Below are 20,080 nucleotides of genomic sequence, written 5' to 3'. Positions count from 1 at the left end.
TCACGGTTTGTAAACCATGAATACCGAAAATGCCTGCGAATGCCGGACCGAGGGGGCCCGGCCGGTATCGCAGGAACGAATGCATGTCAAAGCTGCCACGCGACCCGTCGTCGCCGGTCACCGGCGGGGCTGGTTCGATGACCAACCTTCCCCGCCGCCTGCTGCTGAAAGGCATGGGCGCAACCGCGCTGATGGCGGCCGGCGGCTGCACCACCGGCTCGTCGGGCTTCGATGCGCTCAATCTCGATCACACCTCGACCGGCTCGATCCGTCCCATGCGCCCCTCGATCAGCGTGGACCGTCAGATCACCAGCCCGGACGTGATGTATGCCGGCCTGACCGACGGCGGCTTTTCCGTTCCGGAAGTGCCCTACCAGAAGATCAAGCCGCAGTTCCGTCGCCAGATCGTGGTCGATCCGACCGGCGAAGCGCCCGGCACCATCGTCGTCCACACCAAGGATTGCCTGCTGTATCTCGTGCAGCCAGGCGGCGAGGCGATCCGCTATGGCGTCGGCGTCGGCAAGGCCGGCTTTTCATGGTCCGGCCGCGCCAACATCCAGTATGGCCGCGAATGGCCGACCTGGACGCCGCCGCGCGAAATGATCCAGCGGCGGCCGGAACTGGTGAAGTGGCAGGGCGGCCAGCCCGGCGGGCTCGACAATCCGCTCGGCGCACGCGCGCTCTACATTTTCCAGAACGGGCAGGACACGCTCTACCGCATCCACGGCTCGCCCGAATGGTGGAGCATCGGCCAGTCCGTGTCCTCGGGCTGCGTGCGCCTCATCAATCAGGACATCATCGACCTCTACAACCGCGTCTCCAAGCGCAATCCGATCGTCGTCATCTGACCCCGGAGCAGATCGATTGAATATACGGTTGCGCGCCGGTACAAGACGCGCAATCGTGGATTTTTCGAGCATTCGGGGAGGTCGGAATGGCCGGAACTTTCGTTATCGCGCAAGGCGGCGGGCCAACGGCGGTCATCAACCAGACGCTGGTGGGAGCCACTCTTGAAGTGCGCAAGCGCCATCCCGGCGCGCGCGTGCTGGGCTCGCTGCACGGTGTGCGCGGCGTTCGCGACGGCAATTATGTCGACCTCACCGATCTGCCCGAGGCGCAGTTGCGCCTGATCGGCGGAACGCCGGGCGCGGCGCTCGGCTCCACGCGCGACAAACCGGACGCCGCCTATTGCGAGCTGATCCTCAAGGGCCTGAAACAGGCCGAGGCCGAAGCTTTCATCTATATCGGCGGCAACGACACCGCCGGCACCCAGCAGATCCTGAGCGACGCCGCCGGCGGCTCCATCGCCATGGTGCATGCGCCCAAGACCATCGACAACGATCTGGTGGAGAACGACCATACGCCGGGCTTCATCTCGGCCGCCGAATTCGTCGCCGGCGCTTTCCTGTCGGTCGATCTCGACTTCCGCGCCCTGCCCGGCATCTATGTCGGCATCGTCATGGGCCGCCATGCCGGTTTCCTCACCGCCGCTTCCGCCGCATGGCGGCAGGACGAGGCGAGCGGGCCGCATCTTGTCTATGTGCCCGAACGCGCCTTCGACATCCCGCGCTTCATCGAAGATATCCGCTCCACCTTCGACCGCCACGGCCGCTGCGTGGTGGCCATATCGGAAGGCGTATCCACGGCGGACGGCAAGGCGCTGGTGGAAAGCCTCGTGCCGCCGGAGCGGCTGGAACGCGACCAGCATGGCAACGTCAAACTCTCGGGCAGCGACCTGACCGCTTCTCTGGAGCGGGCGCTGGCCGAACACCTGCCAGGCAAGCGGGCGCGCGTCGACGCCTTCGGCTACCTGCCGCGCGGCTATGTCGGCGCTATCAACCAGACAGATGCGCGCGAGGCCTTCGAGGCGGGCGCCTTCGCAGTGACGGCAGCCAGCGAAGGCGGGGGCTCGGTGGCGCTTCAGCACGACGGCAGCACCGTGCTGAAGAACGTGCCGCTCATCGCCGTCGCCGGCAAGACAAGGCATATGCCGAACGATTTCCTGCACGATCAGGAAAACCGCCTTGCCGAAGCAGGCTACGCCTATCTCAAACGGCTGGTCCCGGCGAAGCACAAGGTCGGTTCGCCTTTCGTGTAACCAGCCGCGGCAGCGCTCAGCCTGCCGCCTCGTCCCAGCCGCTGACCGCCTTCACTTCGAGGAAATCTTCCAGGCCCCACTTCCCGCCTTCGCGGCCCAGGCCGGACTGCTTGTAGCCGCCGAACGGGCTGCCATAGGGGCGGCTGGCGCCATTGAGCTGCACCATGCCGGCCCGCAGCCTGCGCGCCACACGCTGCGCCTTCGCCTTGTCGCCAGTCTGCACATAGGCGGAAAGGCCATAGGGCGTGTCGTTGGCGATGGAAACGGCATCTTCCTCATTGTCGAACGGGATCATCGCCAGCACCGGTCCGAAGATTTCCTCGCGGGCAATCGTCATGTCGTTGTTCACGTCCGCGAAGATGGTCGGGCGCACGAAATAGCCGCGATTGAAGCCTTCCGGCCGGCCAAGGCCGCCGGCGACCAGGCGGGCTCCTTCCTTGACGCCCTTCTCGATCATCGCCTGCACCTTGGTGAACTGCATCTCCGACGACAGCGGCCCGATGTGATCGCCTTCCTCGGCCGGGTTGCCGACCTTCACCGTGGCGGCCACATCCGCCGCGATGCCCACAGCGCGCTCATAGACCGGGCGCTCGACCAGCATGCGGGTCGGTGCATTGCAGGACTGGCCGGTGTTGTTGAAGCAATGCTTCACGCCGCGCGCCACCGCTTTTTCCAGATCGGCATCGGCGAAGACGATGTTGGGCGACTTGCCGCCAAGCTCCAGCGCCACGCGCTTGATGGTTTCGGCCGATGCCGAAGCGACTGCGATGCCTGCGCGAGTGGATCCGGTGAAGGACATCATGTCGATGTCGGGATGGCGCGACATCGCCTCGCCCACGGTCGGCCCGTCGCCATTGACCATGTTGAACACTCCGGCCGGGAAACCCGCCTCCTCCATCATCTCGGCAAAGACGATGGAAGAGATCGGCGCGATCTCCGAAGGCTTGAGCACCACCGTGCAGCCGGCGGCGATAGCCGGCACCACCTTAAGCGTCACCTGGTTCATGGGCCAGTTCCACGGTGTGATCAGGCCGCACACGCCGATCGGCTCATGCACGATCCGTTCCTGCGAGTTGCGCTCATCAAGGGGTTCCTCGAACCGGTAGCCGCGCAAGGTCTCGATGAACGCCCGGATATGGCCAGCGCCACTTGCGGCCTGCGCATTGAGCGCAAGCCTGATCGGCGCGCCCATCTCGTCCGAGATGGCCTTGGCCATGTCCTGAATGCGGGCCTCGTAAACGGCGGCCAGCCTATCCAGCGCGGCGATACGCTCCTCGCGGCTGGTCATGCTCCAGCTTTCGAAGGCGCGCCGTGCAGCCGCAACGGCCTTGTCGACATCGGCCGCCGAGCCCAGCGATATGACTGCGAAAGCCTGCTCGTCCGCCGGATTGATAACCTCAAGCTCTCTGGGTTCGGTCGGTGCGACCCACTTGCCGTCGATGAAGAAATCCGTCTTGCGCAGCATGTTCATCTCCTGTCTTCGCCGTTCCGTCAGGCTGTAGCGCCCTTTGTAGTCGGGGAAGGGCGCAAGGCTCAAGGCGCCAGCCAGTCTTAGGGTGAGGCCAGCCGACCCGGTGCGTCATGAGAAGGCGCCGGAAGGATGACCGCCGGCAGCGTCTTCAGGGCCTGCCCGCGCCCTATCGCCGGGGCGTCGTGCGCATGCCTTGACAGGGTCAGCGCCTGCCGGCGCGATAAAAGCAGGCCCTGCGCCAACGGGCCGGGTTTGCGAAATATCCGCGCCAGGAATGGCGTCCGTTCCGAACGGTCCCTCGAAAACCGCGCCGCCATTGCAGAGCGGCCGATATGAACGGCGACCGCCTCCGTCCACCCGTCGAGCAGACGCGCTCCGGGTTCGAGCAGCAGCACCCAATCTCCTTTCGCCGCCTGCACCGCTTCGCCGATGCCGCCGACGACCCACACGCAACCGGCATGATCGGCGACTGTCTTCATCCCGCCCGCGAAGCCGCTGTCACGGACGACCACATTCCGGACCAGCCCCTCGACCGCGCCCGACACGAGCGAGGCCAGCGTGCGGGCAAGGCCCTCCTCGTCGTTTCCGGCCTCGATGATGACGCTGAGCATAAACGCCTGATAACCCAAAGGAAGGCCACACGCCAGTTGCAGCCGACCTTCCCCCCGCTTCGAATTACATAAAGTTCTTGATTTGTTCTCATTTTGAGATAGGAATAATTTCATGGCGATAGCGATTCGACAGTCCCGGCCAGCACCGTGGGAGAAGGCCAGAATGGAACAGATCGTACAGGCCGACGTTGCAGCCTTCGGAACAGGACGGGCCGAAATGGCCAATGCGATGATCGAACAGAGCGGGCTGCGCGCACCAGCCGACCGCATCCGCGGTCGCGCCGCCGGCATCAACCCTTCCGGTCGTTACGAACCGGTGAGCCGCCATGTCTTCGATGACGGCTGGGAAAGTCTTGAGGAACTGCCGCCGTTCAAGACGGAAGTTCAGGTGGAGCGCCCCCGCACCATCATCACCCGCAACACCTCGCCCGATATTTCCTTCGACCGCTCGATCAACCCTTACCGGGGGTGCGAACATGGCTGCGTCTACTGCTTCGCCCGTCCGACCCATGCCTTCATGGGCCTATCGCCGGGGCTCGATTTCGAGGCGAAGCTGTTCGCCAAGCCAGACGCCGCGCGCCTGCTCGACAAGGAGCTTTCGAAGCAAGGCTATACGCCGCGCACCATCGCCATCGGCACCAATACCGACCCCTATCAGCCGGTCGAAAAGCAATATCGCATCATGCGCGAGATACTGGAGGTGCTGGAAGCGCGCGGCCATCCTGTCGGCATCGTCACCAAGTCGGCGCTGGTGACGCGCGACATCGACATTCTGGCGCGGATGGCCGAGCGGGGACTTGCCAAGGTGGCGCTGTCGGTCACAACGCTCGACCGCAAGCTCGCCCGCACCATGGAGCCGCGGGCGGCGACGCCGACGAAGCGACTGGAGACGATAAAGCAGCTTTCGGAAGCCGGCATCCCCGCTTCGGTGATGGTGGCGCCGATCATCCCCGGCCTCAACGATCAGGAGATCGAGCGTATCCTCGATTCCGCCCGCGCCGCGGGTGCGCGTGAAGCCGGCTATGTGGTGCTGCGTCTGCCGCTGGAGGTCGCGCCCATCTTCAAGGACTGGCTGTTGCGTCATTATCCGGACCGTTACCGGCATGTCATGTCTCTGATCCGCTCCATGCGCGACGGCAAGGATTATGATTCGGAGTGGGGCAAGCGCATGAAGGGCGCCGGCCCCTATGCCTGGCAGATCGGCCGGCGCTTCGAGATCGCGGCGAAGAAGCTTGGCCTCAACACCCAGCGCATGACCCTGCGAACCGACCAGTTCGTCGCAGGCAAGCAAAGCGAACAATTGATGCTGCTGTGATGCCGGAACCCGCCGCTTGCCTCTCTGCATGAGAACCAGCCCGAGGAAGCGGAGCTTCGGAAAATGATTTGTGCCGCCGCCCGCGCGCCACGCGGGAAAAACGGCAAATGCGTATGCGTTCCTGCGTTCCGTTCTGACGAACTGCCGTCCCGGTTCGTCATCAGCCGCCCCGGCGCTCCCCTCGCCGCCGGCTTCCCTTCCCGACGCGCCCCGGCGGCCGGAAGGGACTTGCGGAGAATCGGGGCCAATGCGAACTTCGCCGCATCATGGTTCGCACGCGCCCCGATTCTCCTCTTCTCTTTGAAGTTGTCCAACGCCCCGATTTCTCATTCGAGACAGCGGCAAGAGCCGATGGCTTGTGGCCTGTTGCGGGACTGGATGAAGCGGGACGCGGCCCGCTGGCGGGACCCGTGGTCGCGGCGGCGGTGGTGCTCGATCCCGACAATATTCCGGATGGTCTCGACGATTCCAAGCGCCTGAATCACGCGCAGCGCGCGGCTGTGTTCGAAACAATTCTGCATACGGCCAGAGCGGTCGCCGTTTCCTCACTATGCGCGGAAAGCATCGATTCCAGCGACATCCGCAAGGCGAGCCTTGAAGCGATGCGTCGTTCCATTTGCGGTCTCTCGGTTCGGCCGAAGCTCGCGCTGGCCGACGGCCGCGACGTGCCGCCTGACCTGCCCTGCCTCGGCCGGGCGCTGGTCAAGGGCGATCAGCGTTCGCAATCCATCGCCGCCGCCTCGATCGTCGCCAAGGTCATGCGCGATCGCATGATGATGGATTGCGGCCGGCGTCATGTGCACTATGGTTTCGAGGTCCATATGGGCTACGCCACCGTGCGCCACCGCACAGCCATCGTCGCCCACGGGCCGGTGCAGAGACTGCACCGCATTTCCTTCGCTCCGTTCCGTATGGCCGACAGCGAAGCATAGGTCCGATCCGCCCTGCCGATCGCCGCCAGGGACGATCCACGACCTGGAGCGGTTCTGGTTTTCATCGAATCGGCAGAACTGCTCTATCTCATTGCTTTAGCCGCATGTCGCCTGAAAGTGGGGAACCGGTTTCGGGGCAACGACATGGGAAAAACTTAAAGCGTAAGGAGCGAACCTGGAAGATCGCGATGCGCTTTACTCGCATTCACGGGCGCAAAACCGCTTCGCATTTCTATCGGAATGCTCCGATACTTCAGAGAGTATCCGTAGCTACATCAACGAAAAAAGCCGCCAGGTTTCCCCGGCGGCCTCTCGGATTTCGAAGACGATTTCCGCTCAGTTGAGGCGAGCCTTGACTTCCGCGACCGACTTTTTGAACAGGTCGGCATCGGCCTTGCTGTCGGTCTTGTCGCCCAGAACCTTGCGGGCGGCCTCGACAGCCAGATCGACGGCGCGGGCACGAACCTCGCTGACGGCGTCGCGCTCGGCCTGGGCGATCTTCTGCTCGGCCATGGCGGTACGGCGCGTCACATAGTCCTCGGTCTTGCGCTTTGCGTCGTCGGCCAGAGCGGCGGCTTCGCGCTTTGCGATCTCGACGATCTCGGCGGCCTCCTGCTCGGCTTCCTTGCGCTTCTTCTGGTATTCGGCCAGCAGGACCTGCGCTTCCTCGCGCAGACGCTTGGCTTCCTCAAGCTCGTTGCGGATACGCTCGGCGCGCTGGTCGAGCGCCTTGGAAACCATACCCGGAACCTTGAGGTAAATGCACAGCGCGATGAAGATCACCAGCGCGATGGTTGCCCAGACTGTGGCGAGAGATGTTGCGTCCATGTCCCTTGCCCTCAACCGGCGACGGATTTGACGGCGGAAGCCACACCAGCCTTGTCGGCCTTGCCGACGAGCTGCTCGATGATGGCGGAGGCCGTGGATTCGGCAATCGCGCCGACATCCTTCATAGCGCTGGACTTGATCGAAGCGATGTGCGCTTCGGATTCGGCCAGCTTGCTGTCGAGTTCAGCCTCGACCTTCTTGCGGGCGGCGTCGACCTCGGCTTCCGCTGCATCGCGGGCTTGCTGGCCGATGGCCATGGCACCGGCGCGGGCCTGCGCCAGTTCCTGCTCATAGGCGGCCACTGCGGCGTCCGCCTCTTCCTTCATCTTCGCGGCCTGATCGAGATCGCCGGCAATCCTGTTGCTGCGCGTCTCTACGATGCCGGCCAGTCGCGGCATCGCAACCCGCTTCAGGAACAGGTAGAAAAGACCGAAGGTGATGGCCAGCCAGACAAGCTGAGAAGCGAAGCTCTCGGGATTGAAGGGCGGAAACAGACCTTCCTCGACGGCCTCATGCGGAACTTCCGTTCCGATGATGACATTCGTCTCGGTCGCGCCCTGATCCGCAGGCGCGGTTTCTTGCCCGTAGGCTGGTGTCACGAACATCTTTCGTCCCTGTCATTCGGGCCGGCCGATCTGCGGCGCGGCCCCAGTCAAAGGCAAATCAGCCGAACAGCGCCAGCAGGGCGATGAGCAGCGAGAAGATGCCCAGAGCTTCCGTCACGGCGAAGCCGAACACCAGGCGGCCGAACTGGCCGTCAGCGGCGGACGGGTTGCGCAGCGCGCCGCCCAGATAGCTCGAGAAGATGTTGCCGAGGCCGATGGCCGCGCCGCCCATGCCCAGGCAGGCGATACCGGCGCCGATGTACTTTGCTGCTTCAGCTTCCATTTCTTCAACTCCTTGTGGAATGGCTTTTCAGGTTTCGTCGACGCAGACCGTCTGCGAGCGATTTCGTCAGTGCCCCGGATGCAGGGCGTCGTTGAGATACATGCAGGTCAGGATGGCGAACACATAGGCCTGAAGGCAGGCGACCAGCACTTCGAGGCCGGTGATCGCGACCGTCATGATCAGCGGAAGGATCGCACCGGCAATACCCACCCCGCCCAGCGCGCTCAGCGACACGATGAAGCCGGCGAACACCTTCAACGTGATGTGACCGGCCAGCATGTTGGCGAAAAGACGCACGGAGAGGCTGACAGGGCGCGAAAGGAAGGAGACGACCTCGATCATCGCAACCAGAGGAATCAGAAGGGCGGGCACGCCGCTCGGCGCGAACAGCTTGAAGAAGCCGAGGCCGTGCTTGGCGAGGCCATAGACCAGCACCACGCCGATAACCAACACCGACAGAGCGAAGGTGACGATGATATGGCTGGTGACGGTGAAGAAATAGGGGAACAGGCCGAGCAGATTCGCGACCAGCACGAACATGAACAGCGAGAACACGAACGGGAAGAAGCGCATGCCCTGGCTGCCGGCCGAATCCTTCAGCATGTTGGCGATGAACTCATAGGTCAGCTCGGCGGACGACTGCCAGCGCGTCGGCACCAGATGGCGGCCCGAAGTGGCGAGATAGAGGAACGCCGAGGCCACGACCACCGTCATGATCATGAACAGCGAGGAATTGGTGAAGGAAAGATCGTAGCCCCCGACCTCGATCGGAACGATCTTGTTGATATGGAACTGGTGGATCGGGTCGACCTTGTCAGCAGCTGCCACGTTCAGTCCTCATACGGCCGCTTGCGGCCTTACCTTAATTGCCTTCGCGCCAGAGGCGCCTACTCATCCTTCGAGCCGGCTGAGGGCTTACCTTGCCCAAACCCGGCCATCAAGCCCGCGGAGCGCAGAACGTTGAGCACACCAGCCGCGAAACCGACAAGCAGGAAGACTATGAGCCCCCAGGGAGAGGTTCCCGCGACGCGGTCCACCATCCAGCCAATCCCGATGCCCACCACCACTCCGGCGATGAACTCGCTGGACAGCTTGAACGCCTGGCCGTAACCAGTCGAACCGCCCGCTTGCGCGTTGTCTTCCCCCTCAAACGCCTTCGGATGCCGTGTTGCCAGAGATGCCCCAAGCTCACGCCGACGGCGCTCAAGTTCGTCGTCGCGGATGTCGCCTTTGCGGTCATTCCGGGGGCCGGTCTCTCCGGTTTCGTCTGGCCCATTCTCGCCGGCCATCGTAACCTCCGTGCCCAACGTCAAGTCCGCCGTCGGTCTGCATCCAGTTGGCGCGCAACATAGTTACAGCCCTTCCGCCCGTCAAGCCACGCAGAGGTTTTCAAAAGCAAAGTATTCGGCTTTTAAAATCAATGAGTTATCGAAGTGCGACATAGTGCCCGGCAACGGGCGCTGGAACGGGAGGCAGAATCTCGCGCCCATCGCGGCTCCGCACCGGATCGCAGGACATGTCTCAGCTCCAGCCGCCGCCATAGGTGCGATAGAAGATGTGCAGGCCGATCTTGGTCATCTTCTTCATGCTGCGCGCCCAGCCCGGATTGACATAGCTGGCGTAGTAATGGGTCGCCGAGCCGACCTCGGGAAGGAAGATCTTGCCGGCCGTCACCGCCAGGGCCATCTCCTCCGCGACCTTGTAATGGCGCGGCTCCGTCACGCGGTTCTTGCGGCCGTCGCAGGCGAAGGAGAACTGGCAGCGGTTCAACCAGTTGTCGTTCTGATAGACCACGCCGCAGATCGACGCCGGATAGGCCGGATTGCGGACACGATTCAAAACGACCTGTGCGACGGCGGCCTGGCCGCGCAGGGATTCGCTGCGCGCCTCGAAATAGATGGCGTTGGCGAGACACTTCTGCTCGCCTTTGGAAAATACGGAGGCCGGCAGCGGATTGCGCATCCAGGCATGGTCGCCCTTGCTCACCGGCGGAATAAAACGACCACCGCCGGGCTGCTCTTCCTTCAACAGCGCCTTGAACGGCGAGGATTTCGCATAGTCGACTTCGGCCGGCGCATAGGCGGTGGCCAGAATATCAGGCTTGTCATTGTTGACGAGGCTGGCCAGCATGCTGGAAACGCCCTTGGCCGGCTTCGGCTCCTCGCGCAGGTGGAAGGCGGATGCGATCTGCACTTCCTTGCCTTTTATCTCCGGCTTGGCGAAGGCCATTTTCATGCCGCCGTCGAGGGCGGGCCGCAGCAGCGACGATGTGCGCTGGAAAATCGAACCGGCGGTGAAATTCTTCGGCGGGGTAACGGGCGCGATCTTGACCAGGCGGCCGCTCTTGCCCTGGCGCACGACGCGGTCCTCATCCGGCGCTTCGTCGATAATGCCGTTCTTGGAGCGGAAAGCCACCTTGCCCACCCCCGGCAGCGCGACGCCCGAACCGGACAACGACGCGGCGGAGGCAGCCGAAGCGGTCGAGGCCTGAAACGGCATTTCGGCGGCCTGTGTGGAGCCGACGACGGATTTTTCGATATAGGCGTTCCATCGCGCATTGGCGTCGAGCCCCGAAACGAGGCTGGTCATATCCTGAAAAGCTGTGACGGTCGGAGAGCCGACCCATACGCCAAGCCCGAGGACCAGCGGCGCAAGGAAAGAACGCTGCCTGCCACCGGCGGCGGCCAGCGGCCGCGTCAACACACGTCGATGCACGAAAACTCTCCAGAACGCTACGAAACCCACTGGAGACGAAAATGATGCATTAACCTTGATGCGCGGTTAACGGGCGCACATTTCATGCCGCCTTCCCGGCCTGACAAGAGGGAGAGAATCGGCTTCAGTCCGGACCGGTTTTTACGCGGAAAGGATAGTCCATTGACGATCACCATGTACGGCATTCCCAATTGCGACACGATCAGGAAGGCGCGGACCTGGCTGGAAGGCCGGGACATTCCTTATATCTTTCATGACTACAGGGCCGACGGGCTGGATGAGGCGACGCTTGAGGGGTGGATCGCCAAGGTGGGCTGGCAGGTGCTGCTCAACAAGGCAAGCGCCACCTTTCGCGGCCTCAGCGACGCCGACAAGCGGGACATCGATGAGGAAAAGGCGAAAGTCTTGCTGCTCGCCCACCCCACCATGATCAAGCGCCCGGTGCTGGACAGGGGCGGCGCAGTGCTGGTCGGCTTCAAGCCGGATATCTACGAGAAGGAGGTGGCGGCGTAACAGGGGCGCGTAGCGGCCCCGTCACGACTTTTCAATATAGGCCGCCAGCGCCACGGCGTTGTTGTGCTCCTCGTCATGGGCGGCGAACAGAAGCGTAACCTTGCCTTTGGCCAGGAGAGCGCGCAGTTCGGCAAGGGCGTCCCCCTTGCCTTCCAGTTCGGTCCGGTACCGCTTCTGAAATTCAGTCCAGCGCTCGGGATCATGGCCGAACCAGTGACGCAGATCGTCACTGGGGGCGATGTCCTTCAGCCACAGGTCGAGGCGCGCATCCTCTTTCTTCACACCGCGCGGCCACAGCCGGTCGACCAGCACGCGCTGTCCATCGCCGTCGCTGGCGGGCTCGTAGATGCGCTTGACGGCCAGCGCAGACACGGTCAGGCCCACTCGCCGGCGCGCATCACCGGCACAACGCCGCCGTCCTCGCGGACGCCATCGATATCGACCTTGTCGGAGCCGATCATCCAGTCGATATGAATGAGGCTCTTGTTGCCGCCGCGCGCCGCGATTTCCCCGGGCGTCAGCTTGTCGCCACCGACGAAGCATTTCGAGTAGCATTGGCCGAGCGCGATATGGCACGAGGCGTTCTCGTCGAACAGCGTATTGTAAAAGAGAATGCCGCTCTTCGAGATGGGGGAGGAATGCGGCACCAGCGCGACCTCGCCCAACCGGCGCGCCCCTTCGTCCGTGTCGAGCACCTTGCCCAGCACATCCGCGCCCCTGGAGGCCGTGGCCTCCACAATGCGACCTTCTTCGAAGCGCACCGAAATCTCGTCGATCAACGTGCCCTGATAAGACAGCGGCTTGGTCGAGGAGACATGACCGGAAACGCGCAGCGCGTGCGGCGTGGTGAACACTTCCTCCGTCGGGATATTCGGATTGCAGGTGACGCCGTTCTTCGCGGTGGAAGCGCCGCCCATCCATTCGTGCCCCTCGGCCAGACCGAGTTTGAGATCGGTGCCGGGGCCCCTGAAATGCAGCGAATGGAAACGATGGCCGTTCAGCCATTCGGTACGCCTCGCCAACGCCGCATTGTGCTGGCGCCAGGCCTCGACCGGATCGTCATTGTCGACGCGGCTGGCCGCGAAAATAGCGTCGGCAAGCTTCCTGACAGCCACCTCGTCGGTTTCGCCCGGGAACACCTGACGCGCCCATTCCACCTCCGGATAAGCGAGAATGGTCCAGTTGATGTCGAATCCGGTGATCTTCTCCAGAGCCGGCTGGTAGGCCGTGGAATTGGCCTTGTTGGCGCGAGCCACCTTTGCCGGATCCTGCCCCGACAGCAGGGACGGATTGTCGCCGCGCACGGCGAGGCGCGCCGCGTTCTGCGAATAGGCCCTGGCCATTCCCTCATGCATCCAGCCTGCCGCCCGGTCGAAGCTGGCGTCCGAACCGTAGCGGAAACGGGCGAGCGTGATCTCGTCATCGGAAAAGATCGGCGTCACCAGACCGGCGCCGGCCTTGTAGGCCTGCTCCACGATCCTGCGCGTCAGCGGCAGAGCGGCGATGGAGGAGGTCAGCACCAGATCCTGGCCGGGGTGAAGCTGGAGACCGACCTTGATCGCCACCTCCGCCAGCCTGTCGAGCCTCACCGGATCGATGACGCTGGAAAAATCGCCGGCGGGTGAAATCGAAGGGGCGTGTGCTGTCATTTCCGGAAAACCCTGGGGATAAATGTGCCAAAGCTTCTAGATAGACCCGTAGCGCAGCGCTTTCCAGCCTTATGCGTCGCCCCTTCTCTTCTGGCCCAACGAAAGCCGGATTGTATCGGCGGCGCGCATACATATTGTGCGCGCATGAATACGCCTTCCATTTCGCCTGCGAATTTCGTTCCCCTACGCTTTGCCTTTGCGGGCATGATCGCTCTCGCCGTCGCCATGGGCATCGGCCGTTTCGTCTACACACCGATTCTGCCCGGCATGATGGAAGGGCTGGGCCTTTCCGCTTCGGATGCGGGTCTGATCGCCTCGGCCAATTATCTCGGCTACCTTGTCGGCGCGCTGATGGGAGCCGGCGGCTGGGCGCACGGGCGCGAGCGGCAGGTTGCGCTGGCCAGCCTTGCCGCCAGTTCCGCACTTGCGGCGGCGATGGGGCTTTTCTCGGGGCTCCTTCCCTTTCTCGTCATCCGCTTCCTTGCGGGCGCGGCCAGCGCCATGACAATGGTGTTCATGACCAGCATCGTCTTCAGCCATCTTGCGACCGGCCGCCGCAACGAGTTGCAGGCTTTGCATTTCGGCGGCACCGGCCTTGGCATCGCCGTTTCGTCCCTGCTGATGATGGGTCTTGCGAGCAGGCATGCCGACTGGACTGCCGGCTGGTACTGGTCGGGAGCCCTTTCCCTCGCGGGGCTGGGCCTCGTCGCGCTTCTCGCCAATGAAGGACCGGTCAACGGCGCCAACTCGGGCCGGGAGCCGCGCCTGCCGCGCGATCCGGCGCTCTGGAAGATCATCTTCTCTTATGGCCTGTTCGGCTTCGGCTATGTGATAACCGCCACCTTCCTGGTCGCCATCGTGCGTCAGAACGGCGAGACGCGGGTGTTCGAGGCGCTGGTGTGGCTGGGGACGGGCGTGGCCGCCGTGCCATCCCTGTTCCTGTGGCAGAAACTTGCCGACCGCAGCAGCATCTATGCCGCCTATGCACTGTCCTGCCTTGTCGAAGCTGTCGGGGTTGCCGCAAGCGTCATGATTTCCGGGCGTGCGGGTCCGATCATCGGCGGCATACTGCTCGGCGCCACCTTCATGGTCCAGACCGCCCTCGGCATACAGGCGGCCCGGCAGCTTGCGCCGCTGGCCACACGGCGCGTCTTCGCCATCATGACCGCATCATTCGGCGTGGGTCAGATTGTCGGGCCTCTGGTCGCCGGCGTCCTCGTGGAAGGGTCGGGCAATTACGTCTCCGCTTCGCTGCTGGCCGCCGGCGTGCTGGTGCTGGCGGCCGCGACTGCCTGGTGGGCTGCGCCAAAAACGCCATGATTTTGATCTTGCTCGCACAAGATGAAATGTGACCTTATGGCCGCCAACCGGCCATAGCGCCGTTTCGCGTCAGTCAGGAACCGCCCTTGTTCGTATCCTTCTTTCCCAAGCCGAAGCTGTTCTTCATTTCGGTGGTGCTGTGGAGCGCCGTGCTTGTAGCGGGCTGGTTTCTCGGCGGAGCGCAACTCGGAGCCCTGATCGGGCTGCAGCCGGCCGCGCCGGATGCGCCGCCGCTCATCGGCGTATCGATATTCTGGTCGCCGCCCTTTGTGTGGTTCTATATTTATTTTCTCATCGGCGTTCTGCTTTTCTATGGCTTCTGGCGCTGGTATTCGCCCAATCCCTGGCTGCGCTGGTCGATCCTGGGCTCCGCCCTCATCCTGTTCGTGGTCTATTTCCAGGTTCAGGTCTCGGTCGCGGTCAATGCCTGGTATGGTCCCTTCTACGATCTCATTCAGGCAGTGCTTTCCAAGAGCGAGACCGCCACGCCGGAACAGCTTTACCGCGAGATCGGCAGCTTCGCGGGGCTGGCTCTCGTGGGCATGAACGTGGCGGTGCTGAACGCCTTCTTCGTCAGCCACTGGATATTCCGCTGGCGAACCGCCATGAATGACTACTATGTCGGCCACTGGGAGAAGCTGCGTCACATAGAAGGCGCATCGCAGCGTGTGCAGGAAGACACGATGCGCTTCAGCCAGATCATGGAGAACCTCGGCGTGGCCTTCGTCGATTCGATCATGACGCTGATCGCCTTCACGCCCGTGCTGATCAATCTCTCGCAGCACATCAGCGCCCTGCCCATCATCGGCGAGGTCGCGCAGCCATTGCTTCTGGCGGCAATCGGCTGGTCGCTTTTCGGAACCGTGGCGCTGGCGGTGGCCGGCATCAGGCTTCCGGGCCTCCAGTTCCGCAACCAGCGCGTCGAGGCCGCCTACCGCAAGGAACTTGTCTATGGCGAGGACCATGCCGACCGCGCCCAGCCCGCAACGCTGAGCGAACTGTTCGACAATGTGCGCCGGAACTATTTCAGGCTCTATTTTCACTATGTCTATTTCAACGTCGTGCGCTATACCTATCTGCAGGCCAACAACATGTTCGCACTGCTGGTCATGGTGCCGTCGATCGCAGCACAAAGGCTGACGCTCGGCCTGATGAACCAGATCAGCTACGCATTCTCGCAAGTGACCAGTTCCTTCCAGTTTCTGGTCAACTCGTGGTCGACCATCGTGGAACTGCTGTCGGTCTACAAGCGACTGCATGCTTTTGAAGCCACTCTGTCGGGCGACGAACTGCCGAAGCTCGATCAGGAATACATCGAGGCAGGGGGCGTGGAGGAACAGGTGTGAGCATGTTTCACGACAGATCGCCTCGCCATGCTCCATGGCAAGGCGACGCAGCCATGGTGAATTTCGGCTGCGCCCCTTCCATGCCGGCGAATTTCAGCTAAAACGCAGGCGAACGAACCGCCATGGCGGCACAGAAACGGTTGAGTGAATGGCCGACGACAGTTTTATCCGCGAAGTAAACGAAGAACTGCGCAAAGAGCAGGCCAAGGCGATATGGAACCGCTTCGGCCCGCTGATAATCGCCGTCGCCGTCCTCGTCGTCCTGGCGACAGCCGCCTTTGTCGGCTATCGCCATTGGGATGAAAGCCGCGCCAACCGCTCCGGCGACGCTTTCTCGCAGGCGCTCACCCTCGCCAATGAAGGCAAGCAGGAGGAAGCGCTGGCGGCGCTCGCCGCTCTCCAGAAGGACGGCTACGGCGCCTATCCGGTTCTGGCGCGCCTGCGCGCCGCGACCTTCAAGGCCGACAGCGGCGATGTGGCCGCCGCGGTGACCGAACTCGACGCCGTCGCCGCCGACAACGCCATTCCGCAGGGCCTGCGCGACATGGCGAAGCTGCGCGCCGCGCTGCTTCTGGTCGACAGCGGCTCCTATGCCGACGTATCCGCCCGCGTCGAGGCGCTGGCCGTGGATGGCAGCGCGCTGCGTCATTCCGCCCGCGAAGCGCTTGGGCTCGCCGCCTGGAAGGAAGGCAATGGCGCCGACGCGCTGAAGCTGTTCGACCAGATCGTGGAAGATCAGCAATCCCCGCAGAACATTCGCCAGCGCGCCACTCTCATGTCCGAACTGATCCGCGGTTCGGGCGGCGCGTCGTGACGCATGAGCTTCAAAGCCGCCATCATAGGCCGGCCTAACGTCGGCAAATCCACGCTTTTCAACCGGCTGGTGGGGCGCAAACTGGCGCTGGTCGACGATACGCCCGGCGTAACGCGTGACCGCCGCGTCCACGCCGCGAAGCTCTATGACCTCGCTTTCGAGGTGATCGACACCGCCGGTTTCGAGGACGCGCCCGCCGCCAGCTTGCCGGGACGCATGCGCGCGCAGACGGAGATCGCCATCGACGAGGCCGACGTCATTTTCTTCGTGGTGGACGCCAAGGCCGGGCTGATGCCCGACGACCGCACCTTCGCCGACATCGTGCGCCGCTCCGGCAAGCCTGTCGTTCTTGTCGCCAACAAGTCGGAAGCGCGCGGCGCTCAGGGCGGCTTGCTGGAGGCGTGGGAACTGGGTCTGGGCGAGCCGGTGCCGGTTTCGGCGGAGCACGGCATCGGCATGCCGGACCTGCGCGACGCGGTGGTCGAGGCGCTGGGCGAGGAGCGTGTGCTCGGCGCTGAAGACGAAGACGACGAGACGCTGGCGGCCAGCGAAGTGCTGATCGGCGAGGACATTTCCGACCCGGAAGCCGAAGCGCCCGCCTATGACGAAACCAAACCGCTGCGCATCGCCGTGGTCGGGCGTCCCAATGCCGGCAAGTCCACGCTCATCAACGCGCTGATCGGCGAGGAACGGCTGCTGACCGGGCCGGAAGCCGGCATCACCCGCGATTCGATTTCCGTCGACTGGGACTGGCGCGGTCGCCAGATGAAACTGTTCGACACCGCCGGCATGCGGCGCAAATCCAAGGTCCAGGAGAAGCTGGAAAAGCTTTCGGTGGCCGATGGCTTGCGCGCCATCCGTTTTGCCGAGATCGTCATCATCGTGCTCGACGCCACCATCCCCTTCGAGAAGCAGGACCTGCAGATCGCCGACCTCATCGTCCGCGAGGGTCGCGCGCCGGTCATCGCCTTCAACAAGTGGGACCTGATCGACAATCCGCAGCAGGCGCTGGCCGAACTGCGGGAGAAGACCGAACGGTTGCTGCCGCAGGTGCGCGGCATTCAGGCGGTGCCCGTCTCCGCCGAGACCGGGCGTGGCCTCGACAAGCTGATGGATGCGGTGGTGCGCACCCACAAGGTGTGGAACAGCCGCGTTTCCACGGGCAGGCTGAACCGCTGGCTGGAAGGCATCCTCGCCCATCATCCGCCGCCCGCCGTCGCCGGCCGCCGGCTGAAGATCAAATATGTGACGCAGGCCAAGACGCGCCCGCCCGGCTTCGTCGTTTCCTGCTCACGGCCGGACGCCATGCCGCAATCCTATGTGCGCTATCTGGTCAACAATATGCGCGAGGCCTTCGACATGCCCGGCGTGCCGATCCGGGTCGCATTGCGCACCTCGGATAATCCTTTCGCGAACCGGGCCCGCAAGAAGAGCTGACCCCGCCAACCGGCTTGGCAAGTCGATATCCGCCGGATATTGTCAACGCCAAGATGGTTCGCTCCATGCGAACCGCGGGGATGGCGCTGGGGGGAACGCACTTTTTTGCTTGCTCTCGGGAAGCCTCTCGCCGGCTTCAACGGGGGCAAGTTTCAAAATTCCCGGGAACAGGACATTCCGGTCCGGGCGACCGCTGACCCGATACGGCGCGCACAGGCGGCGTCGTCCCTTTTTCTCCCCTGACATTGTGAATCCTGCCGCGCCTTTGCGCGGCCTGCGCGCGTGCGGTTCCTTGCGAGCCTTCCGCGTCCTCACCCCTATGTTCGACCAACCCGGAGGCATCAATTGAGTGAAGCGATCAGGGAGGTTCTGGACTGGCTGAATGGCCGGCCCGACATCCAGAGCCTGAGGGCCGCGGTCTGCGACCTGAATGGCATCATGCGGGGCAAGCGCATTCCCGTCGATCAGGCGGTCAAGGCCCTGCAAGGCAAGCTGCGCATGCCCTATTCGGTATGCGGTGTCGACATATGGGGCGAAGACATCGTCGGCAACAAGCTGGTGTTCTCGACCGGCGACGCCGACGGCATCTGCCACTGGACCGGGCGCGGCATCCTGCCGATGGAATGGACCGCGCACCCCACCGCCCTCGTTCCCCTCTGGCTGTCCGACGAAAGCGGCGCGCCTTTCCTTGGCGATCCGCGCCAGGTGCTGGCCCGCATCCTCGACCGCTACAAGGCGCTAAACCTCACGCCGGTGGTCGCCACCGAACTGGAATTCTATCTGGTCGATCCGAAGCCGGCGCGGCCGCGCGGACCGGTCTCGCCGGTCACCGGCCGTCGGCTCGATTCCGACGCCGCCCTTTCCATCGACGAGATCGACGATTTCGAAGGTTTCATGCACGATGTCTATGAAGCCTGCCGGGCGCAGGACATTCCGGTCGATTCGGCGATCGCGGAAAACGGCGTCGGCCAGTTCGAGATCAACCTCAACCATGTCGATGACGCGCTGCGCGCCGCGGACGACGCCATCCTGTTCAAGCGCACGGTGAAGGGCATCGCCCGCCAGCACGGTTTCATCGCTTCCTTCATGGCGAAGCCCTATGGAAAACGTTCGGGCAGCGGGCTGCATGTCCATTTCAGTCTCCAGGACAAGGACGGCGCCAACGTCTTCGACGACGGGACCGTGCGAGGCTCCGACACTTTACGGCATGCAGTGGGCGGATTGCTCGCCGCGATGGCGGAGAGCACGCTGGTGTTCGCGCCCCATTTCAACTCGTACCGCCGCCTGCGTCCGAATTCCCATGCGCCGACCGCAGTGGCCTGGGGCTACGAAAACCGCATGGTGGCTATCCGCATTCCGGGCGGCCCTTCCTCGGCGCGCCGCATCGAACATCGCGTCGCCGGGGCCGACGCCAATCCATATCTTGTGCTGGCCGCGATTCTCGGGGCAGCGCTTATCGGCATCGAAAAGAAGCTGAATCCCGGCGAGCCGGCGACGACAGACGTTTATGAACGCAACCTGCCCAAGTTGCCGCCTGACTGGGCCTCGGCCATCGCCAGTTTCGAAAGCGGCAACCTCGTCGCCGAGATATTCCCCGACGCGTTGCGAGGCTGGCTGGTCGCGTGCAAAAGGCAGGAACTCGAAACCTTTGCGCTGCGAGTCAATAATTTCGAGTTCGAGACCTATCTGGAAGCGGTCTGATCCCGCGCGTCGGCGCAACGGCCGCCGCCCGCACTCCCTGTGTCTATCTTGCGCCGGGTGTTCCGCCCGGCGCCAAAATGCTTCAGCATGGCTGAGGCGACCGAAGCCGCTCGATCATTCCCGCGCCAACATTCATGCACAGGCAGCCTTTGGATAGCGTGGATAAAATCACCCTGCCATTATAATTTCCACGCTAGCTGTTGACAGAAAAAAGCACCCTGATACTAAATGTAGTTGCCATGGTTCCTTTCTGAATCCTTATGGTTCGGCAAGGCTAAGAGGGAAGCCGGTGCCCTTCCGGGGAATTCCGGCGCTGCCCCCGCAACTGTAAACGGTGAGTCGCTGTCTCTTTCGTGTCACTGGCGCCAGAAGCGCCGGGAAGGCCCGACGGCGACGATGATCCGTGAGCCAGGAGACCTGCCCTGACGATGCACGAAACTCG

Annotated in this window: 20 protein-coding genes and 1 riboswitch; of the genes, 10 read left to right on the top strand and 10 right to left on the bottom strand. The window is 63.4% G+C overall.

Features of this window, described 5'->3' with window-relative positions; all coding sequences use genetic code 11:
- Nucleotides 1–83 precede the first annotated feature (83 nt).
- Together ABID44_RS03800 and ABID44_RS03795 are read left to right on the top strand one after the other, a co-directional pair.
- Nucleotides 84–848, top strand: a complete 765-nt coding sequence (locus ABID44_RS03800; RefSeq protein ID WP_354150350.1) for a L,D-transpeptidase — start codon at nucleotides 84–86, stop codon at nucleotides 846–848.
- 86 nt (nucleotides 849–934) lie between these two features.
- Nucleotides 935–2,098 carry a diphosphate--fructose-6-phosphate 1-phosphotransferase gene (locus ABID44_RS03795; protein WP_354150349.1) on the top strand — a complete coding sequence of 388 codons (1,164 nt, stop codon included), beginning with the start codon at nucleotides 935–937 and terminating at the stop codon, nucleotides 2,096–2,098.
- 16 nt (nucleotides 2,099–2,114) lie between these two features.
- Here the strand turns inward: ABID44_RS03795 and ABID44_RS03790 are convergent, their stop codons facing one another.
- Both ABID44_RS03790 and ABID44_RS03785 read right to left on the bottom strand, forming a co-directional pair.
- Entirely contained in the window at nucleotides 2,115–3,563 is a 1,449-nt protein-coding gene (locus ABID44_RS03790) for an aldehyde dehydrogenase family protein (protein ID WP_354150348.1), read from the bottom strand.
- Nucleotides 3,564–3,649: 86 nt separating this feature from the next.
- On the bottom strand, nucleotides 3,650–4,180 hold the full coding sequence (locus ABID44_RS03785; RefSeq protein ID WP_354150347.1) for a glycosyltransferase family protein: 531 nt from the start codon (nucleotides 4,178–4,180) through the stop codon (nucleotides 3,650–3,652).
- Nucleotides 4,181–4,343: 163 nt separating this feature from the next.
- Between ABID44_RS03785 and ABID44_RS03780 the strand changes: the two genes are divergently transcribed.
- Nucleotides 4,344–5,495, top strand: coding sequence for a PA0069 family radical SAM protein (locus ABID44_RS03780; RefSeq protein WP_354150346.1), 1,152 nt, complete (start codon nucleotides 4,344–4,346; stop codon nucleotides 5,493–5,495).
- A 266-nt stretch (nucleotides 5,496–5,761) separates the two neighbouring features.
- On the top strand, nucleotides 5,762–6,427 hold the full coding sequence (gene rnhB / locus ABID44_RS03775; RefSeq protein WP_354150345.1) for a ribonuclease HII: 666 nt from the start codon (nucleotides 5,762–5,764) through the stop codon (nucleotides 6,425–6,427).
- 336 nt (nucleotides 6,428–6,763) lie between these two features.
- Here rnhB and ABID44_RS03770 read toward each other — a convergent pair whose 3' ends face one another.
- The 6 genes from ABID44_RS03770 to ABID44_RS03745 all read right to left on the bottom strand — a co-directional run bounded on the left by ABID44_RS03770 (nucleotide 6,764) and on the right by ABID44_RS03745 (nucleotide 10,858).
- On the bottom strand, nucleotides 6,764–7,255 hold the full coding sequence (locus tag ABID44_RS03770) for a F0F1 ATP synthase subunit B (protein WP_354150344.1): 492 nt from the start codon (nucleotides 7,253–7,255) through the stop codon (nucleotides 6,764–6,766).
- Between the two features lie 11 nt (nucleotides 7,256–7,266).
- On the bottom strand, nucleotides 7,267–7,860 hold the full coding sequence (locus tag ABID44_RS03765) for a F0F1 ATP synthase subunit B (RefSeq protein WP_354150343.1): 594 nt from the start codon (nucleotides 7,858–7,860) through the stop codon (nucleotides 7,267–7,269).
- Nucleotides 7,861–7,918: 58 nt separating this feature from the next.
- Nucleotides 7,919–8,143, bottom strand: coding sequence for a F0F1 ATP synthase subunit C (locus ABID44_RS03760; RefSeq protein ID WP_035024691.1), 225 nt, complete (start codon nucleotides 8,141–8,143; stop codon nucleotides 7,919–7,921).
- A 66-nt stretch (nucleotides 8,144–8,209) separates the two neighbouring features.
- Entirely contained in the window at nucleotides 8,210–8,971 is a 762-nt protein-coding gene (locus ABID44_RS03755; RefSeq protein WP_354150342.1) for a F0F1 ATP synthase subunit A, read from the bottom strand.
- 59 nt (nucleotides 8,972–9,030) lie between these two features.
- The gene (locus ABID44_RS03750; protein ID WP_354150341.1) at nucleotides 9,031–9,432 is read right to left on the bottom strand and encodes an AtpZ/AtpI family protein; all 402 of its coding nucleotides are present in this window, start codon (nucleotides 9,430–9,432) and stop codon (nucleotides 9,031–9,033) included.
- 232 nt (nucleotides 9,433–9,664) lie between these two features.
- The gene (locus ABID44_RS03745; RefSeq protein ID WP_354150340.1) at nucleotides 9,665–10,858 is read right to left on the bottom strand and encodes a cell wall hydrolase; all 1,194 of its coding nucleotides are present in this window, start codon (nucleotides 10,856–10,858) and stop codon (nucleotides 9,665–9,667) included.
- A 162-nt stretch (nucleotides 10,859–11,020) separates the two neighbouring features.
- Here ABID44_RS03745 and ABID44_RS03740 point away from each other — a divergent pair, with 162 nt between their 5' ends.
- Nucleotides 11,021–11,371, top strand: a complete 351-nt coding sequence (locus tag ABID44_RS03740; RefSeq protein ID WP_354150339.1) for an ArsC family reductase — start codon at nucleotides 11,021–11,023, stop codon at nucleotides 11,369–11,371.
- A 21-nt stretch (nucleotides 11,372–11,392) separates the two neighbouring features.
- Here the strand turns inward: ABID44_RS03740 and ABID44_RS03735 are convergent, their stop codons facing one another.
- On the bottom strand, nucleotides 11,393–11,743 hold the full coding sequence (locus tag ABID44_RS03735; protein WP_354150338.1) for a DUF488 domain-containing protein: 351 nt from the start codon (nucleotides 11,741–11,743) through the stop codon (nucleotides 11,393–11,395).
- A 2-nt stretch (nucleotides 11,744–11,745) separates the two neighbouring features.
- Nucleotides 11,746–13,020: an aminopeptidase gene (locus ABID44_RS03730; protein WP_354150337.1), complete on the bottom strand. Its 1,275-nt coding sequence runs from the start codon at nucleotides 13,018–13,020 to the stop codon at nucleotides 11,746–11,748.
- 144 nt (nucleotides 13,021–13,164) lie between these two features.
- Between ABID44_RS03730 and ABID44_RS03725 the strand changes: the two genes are divergently transcribed.
- The 5 genes from ABID44_RS03725 to ABID44_RS03705 all read left to right on the top strand — a co-directional run bounded on the left by ABID44_RS03725 (nucleotide 13,165) and on the right by ABID44_RS03705 (nucleotide 19,638).
- On the top strand, nucleotides 13,165–14,340 hold the full coding sequence (locus ABID44_RS03725) for a YbfB/YjiJ family MFS transporter (RefSeq protein ID WP_354150336.1): 1,176 nt from the start codon (nucleotides 13,165–13,167) through the stop codon (nucleotides 14,338–14,340).
- Nucleotides 14,341–14,426: 86 nt separating this feature from the next.
- Nucleotides 14,427–15,686: a peptide antibiotic transporter SbmA gene (gene sbmA, locus ABID44_RS03720; RefSeq protein WP_354150335.1), complete on the top strand. Its 1,260-nt coding sequence runs from the start codon at nucleotides 14,427–14,429 to the stop codon at nucleotides 15,684–15,686.
- Nucleotides 15,687–15,834: 148 nt separating this feature from the next.
- On the top strand, nucleotides 15,835–16,500 hold the full coding sequence (locus tag ABID44_RS03715; RefSeq protein ID WP_354150334.1) for a tetratricopeptide repeat protein: 666 nt from the start codon (nucleotides 15,835–15,837) through the stop codon (nucleotides 16,498–16,500).
- 3 nt (nucleotides 16,501–16,503) lie between these two features.
- Nucleotides 16,504–17,937 (top strand): ribosome biogenesis GTPase Der, encoded by a 1,434-nt coding sequence (gene der / locus ABID44_RS03710; protein WP_354150333.1) that lies wholly within the window; start codon nucleotides 16,504–16,506, stop codon nucleotides 17,935–17,937.
- Nucleotides 17,938–18,282: 345 nt separating this feature from the next.
- Complete coding sequence (locus ABID44_RS03705) at nucleotides 18,283–19,638, top strand: glutamine synthetase family protein (protein ID WP_354150332.1); 1,356 nt, start codon at nucleotides 18,283–18,285, stop codon at nucleotides 19,636–19,638.
- A gap of 223 nt (nucleotides 19,639–19,861) precedes the next feature.
- Nucleotides 19,862–20,077, top strand: a riboswitch (cobalamin riboswitch).
- The last annotated feature ends 3 nt before the right edge of the window (nucleotides 20,078–20,080 follow it).

Origin of the sequence: Aquamicrobium ahrensii (assembly GCF_040545755.1) — a bacterium.
GTDB lineage: Bacteria > Pseudomonadota > Alphaproteobacteria > Rhizobiales > Rhizobiaceae > Mesorhizobium > Mesorhizobium ahrensii.
Note: the sequence above shows the minus strand (reverse complement) of the source record. Positions and strands in the feature narration are given on the sequence as shown.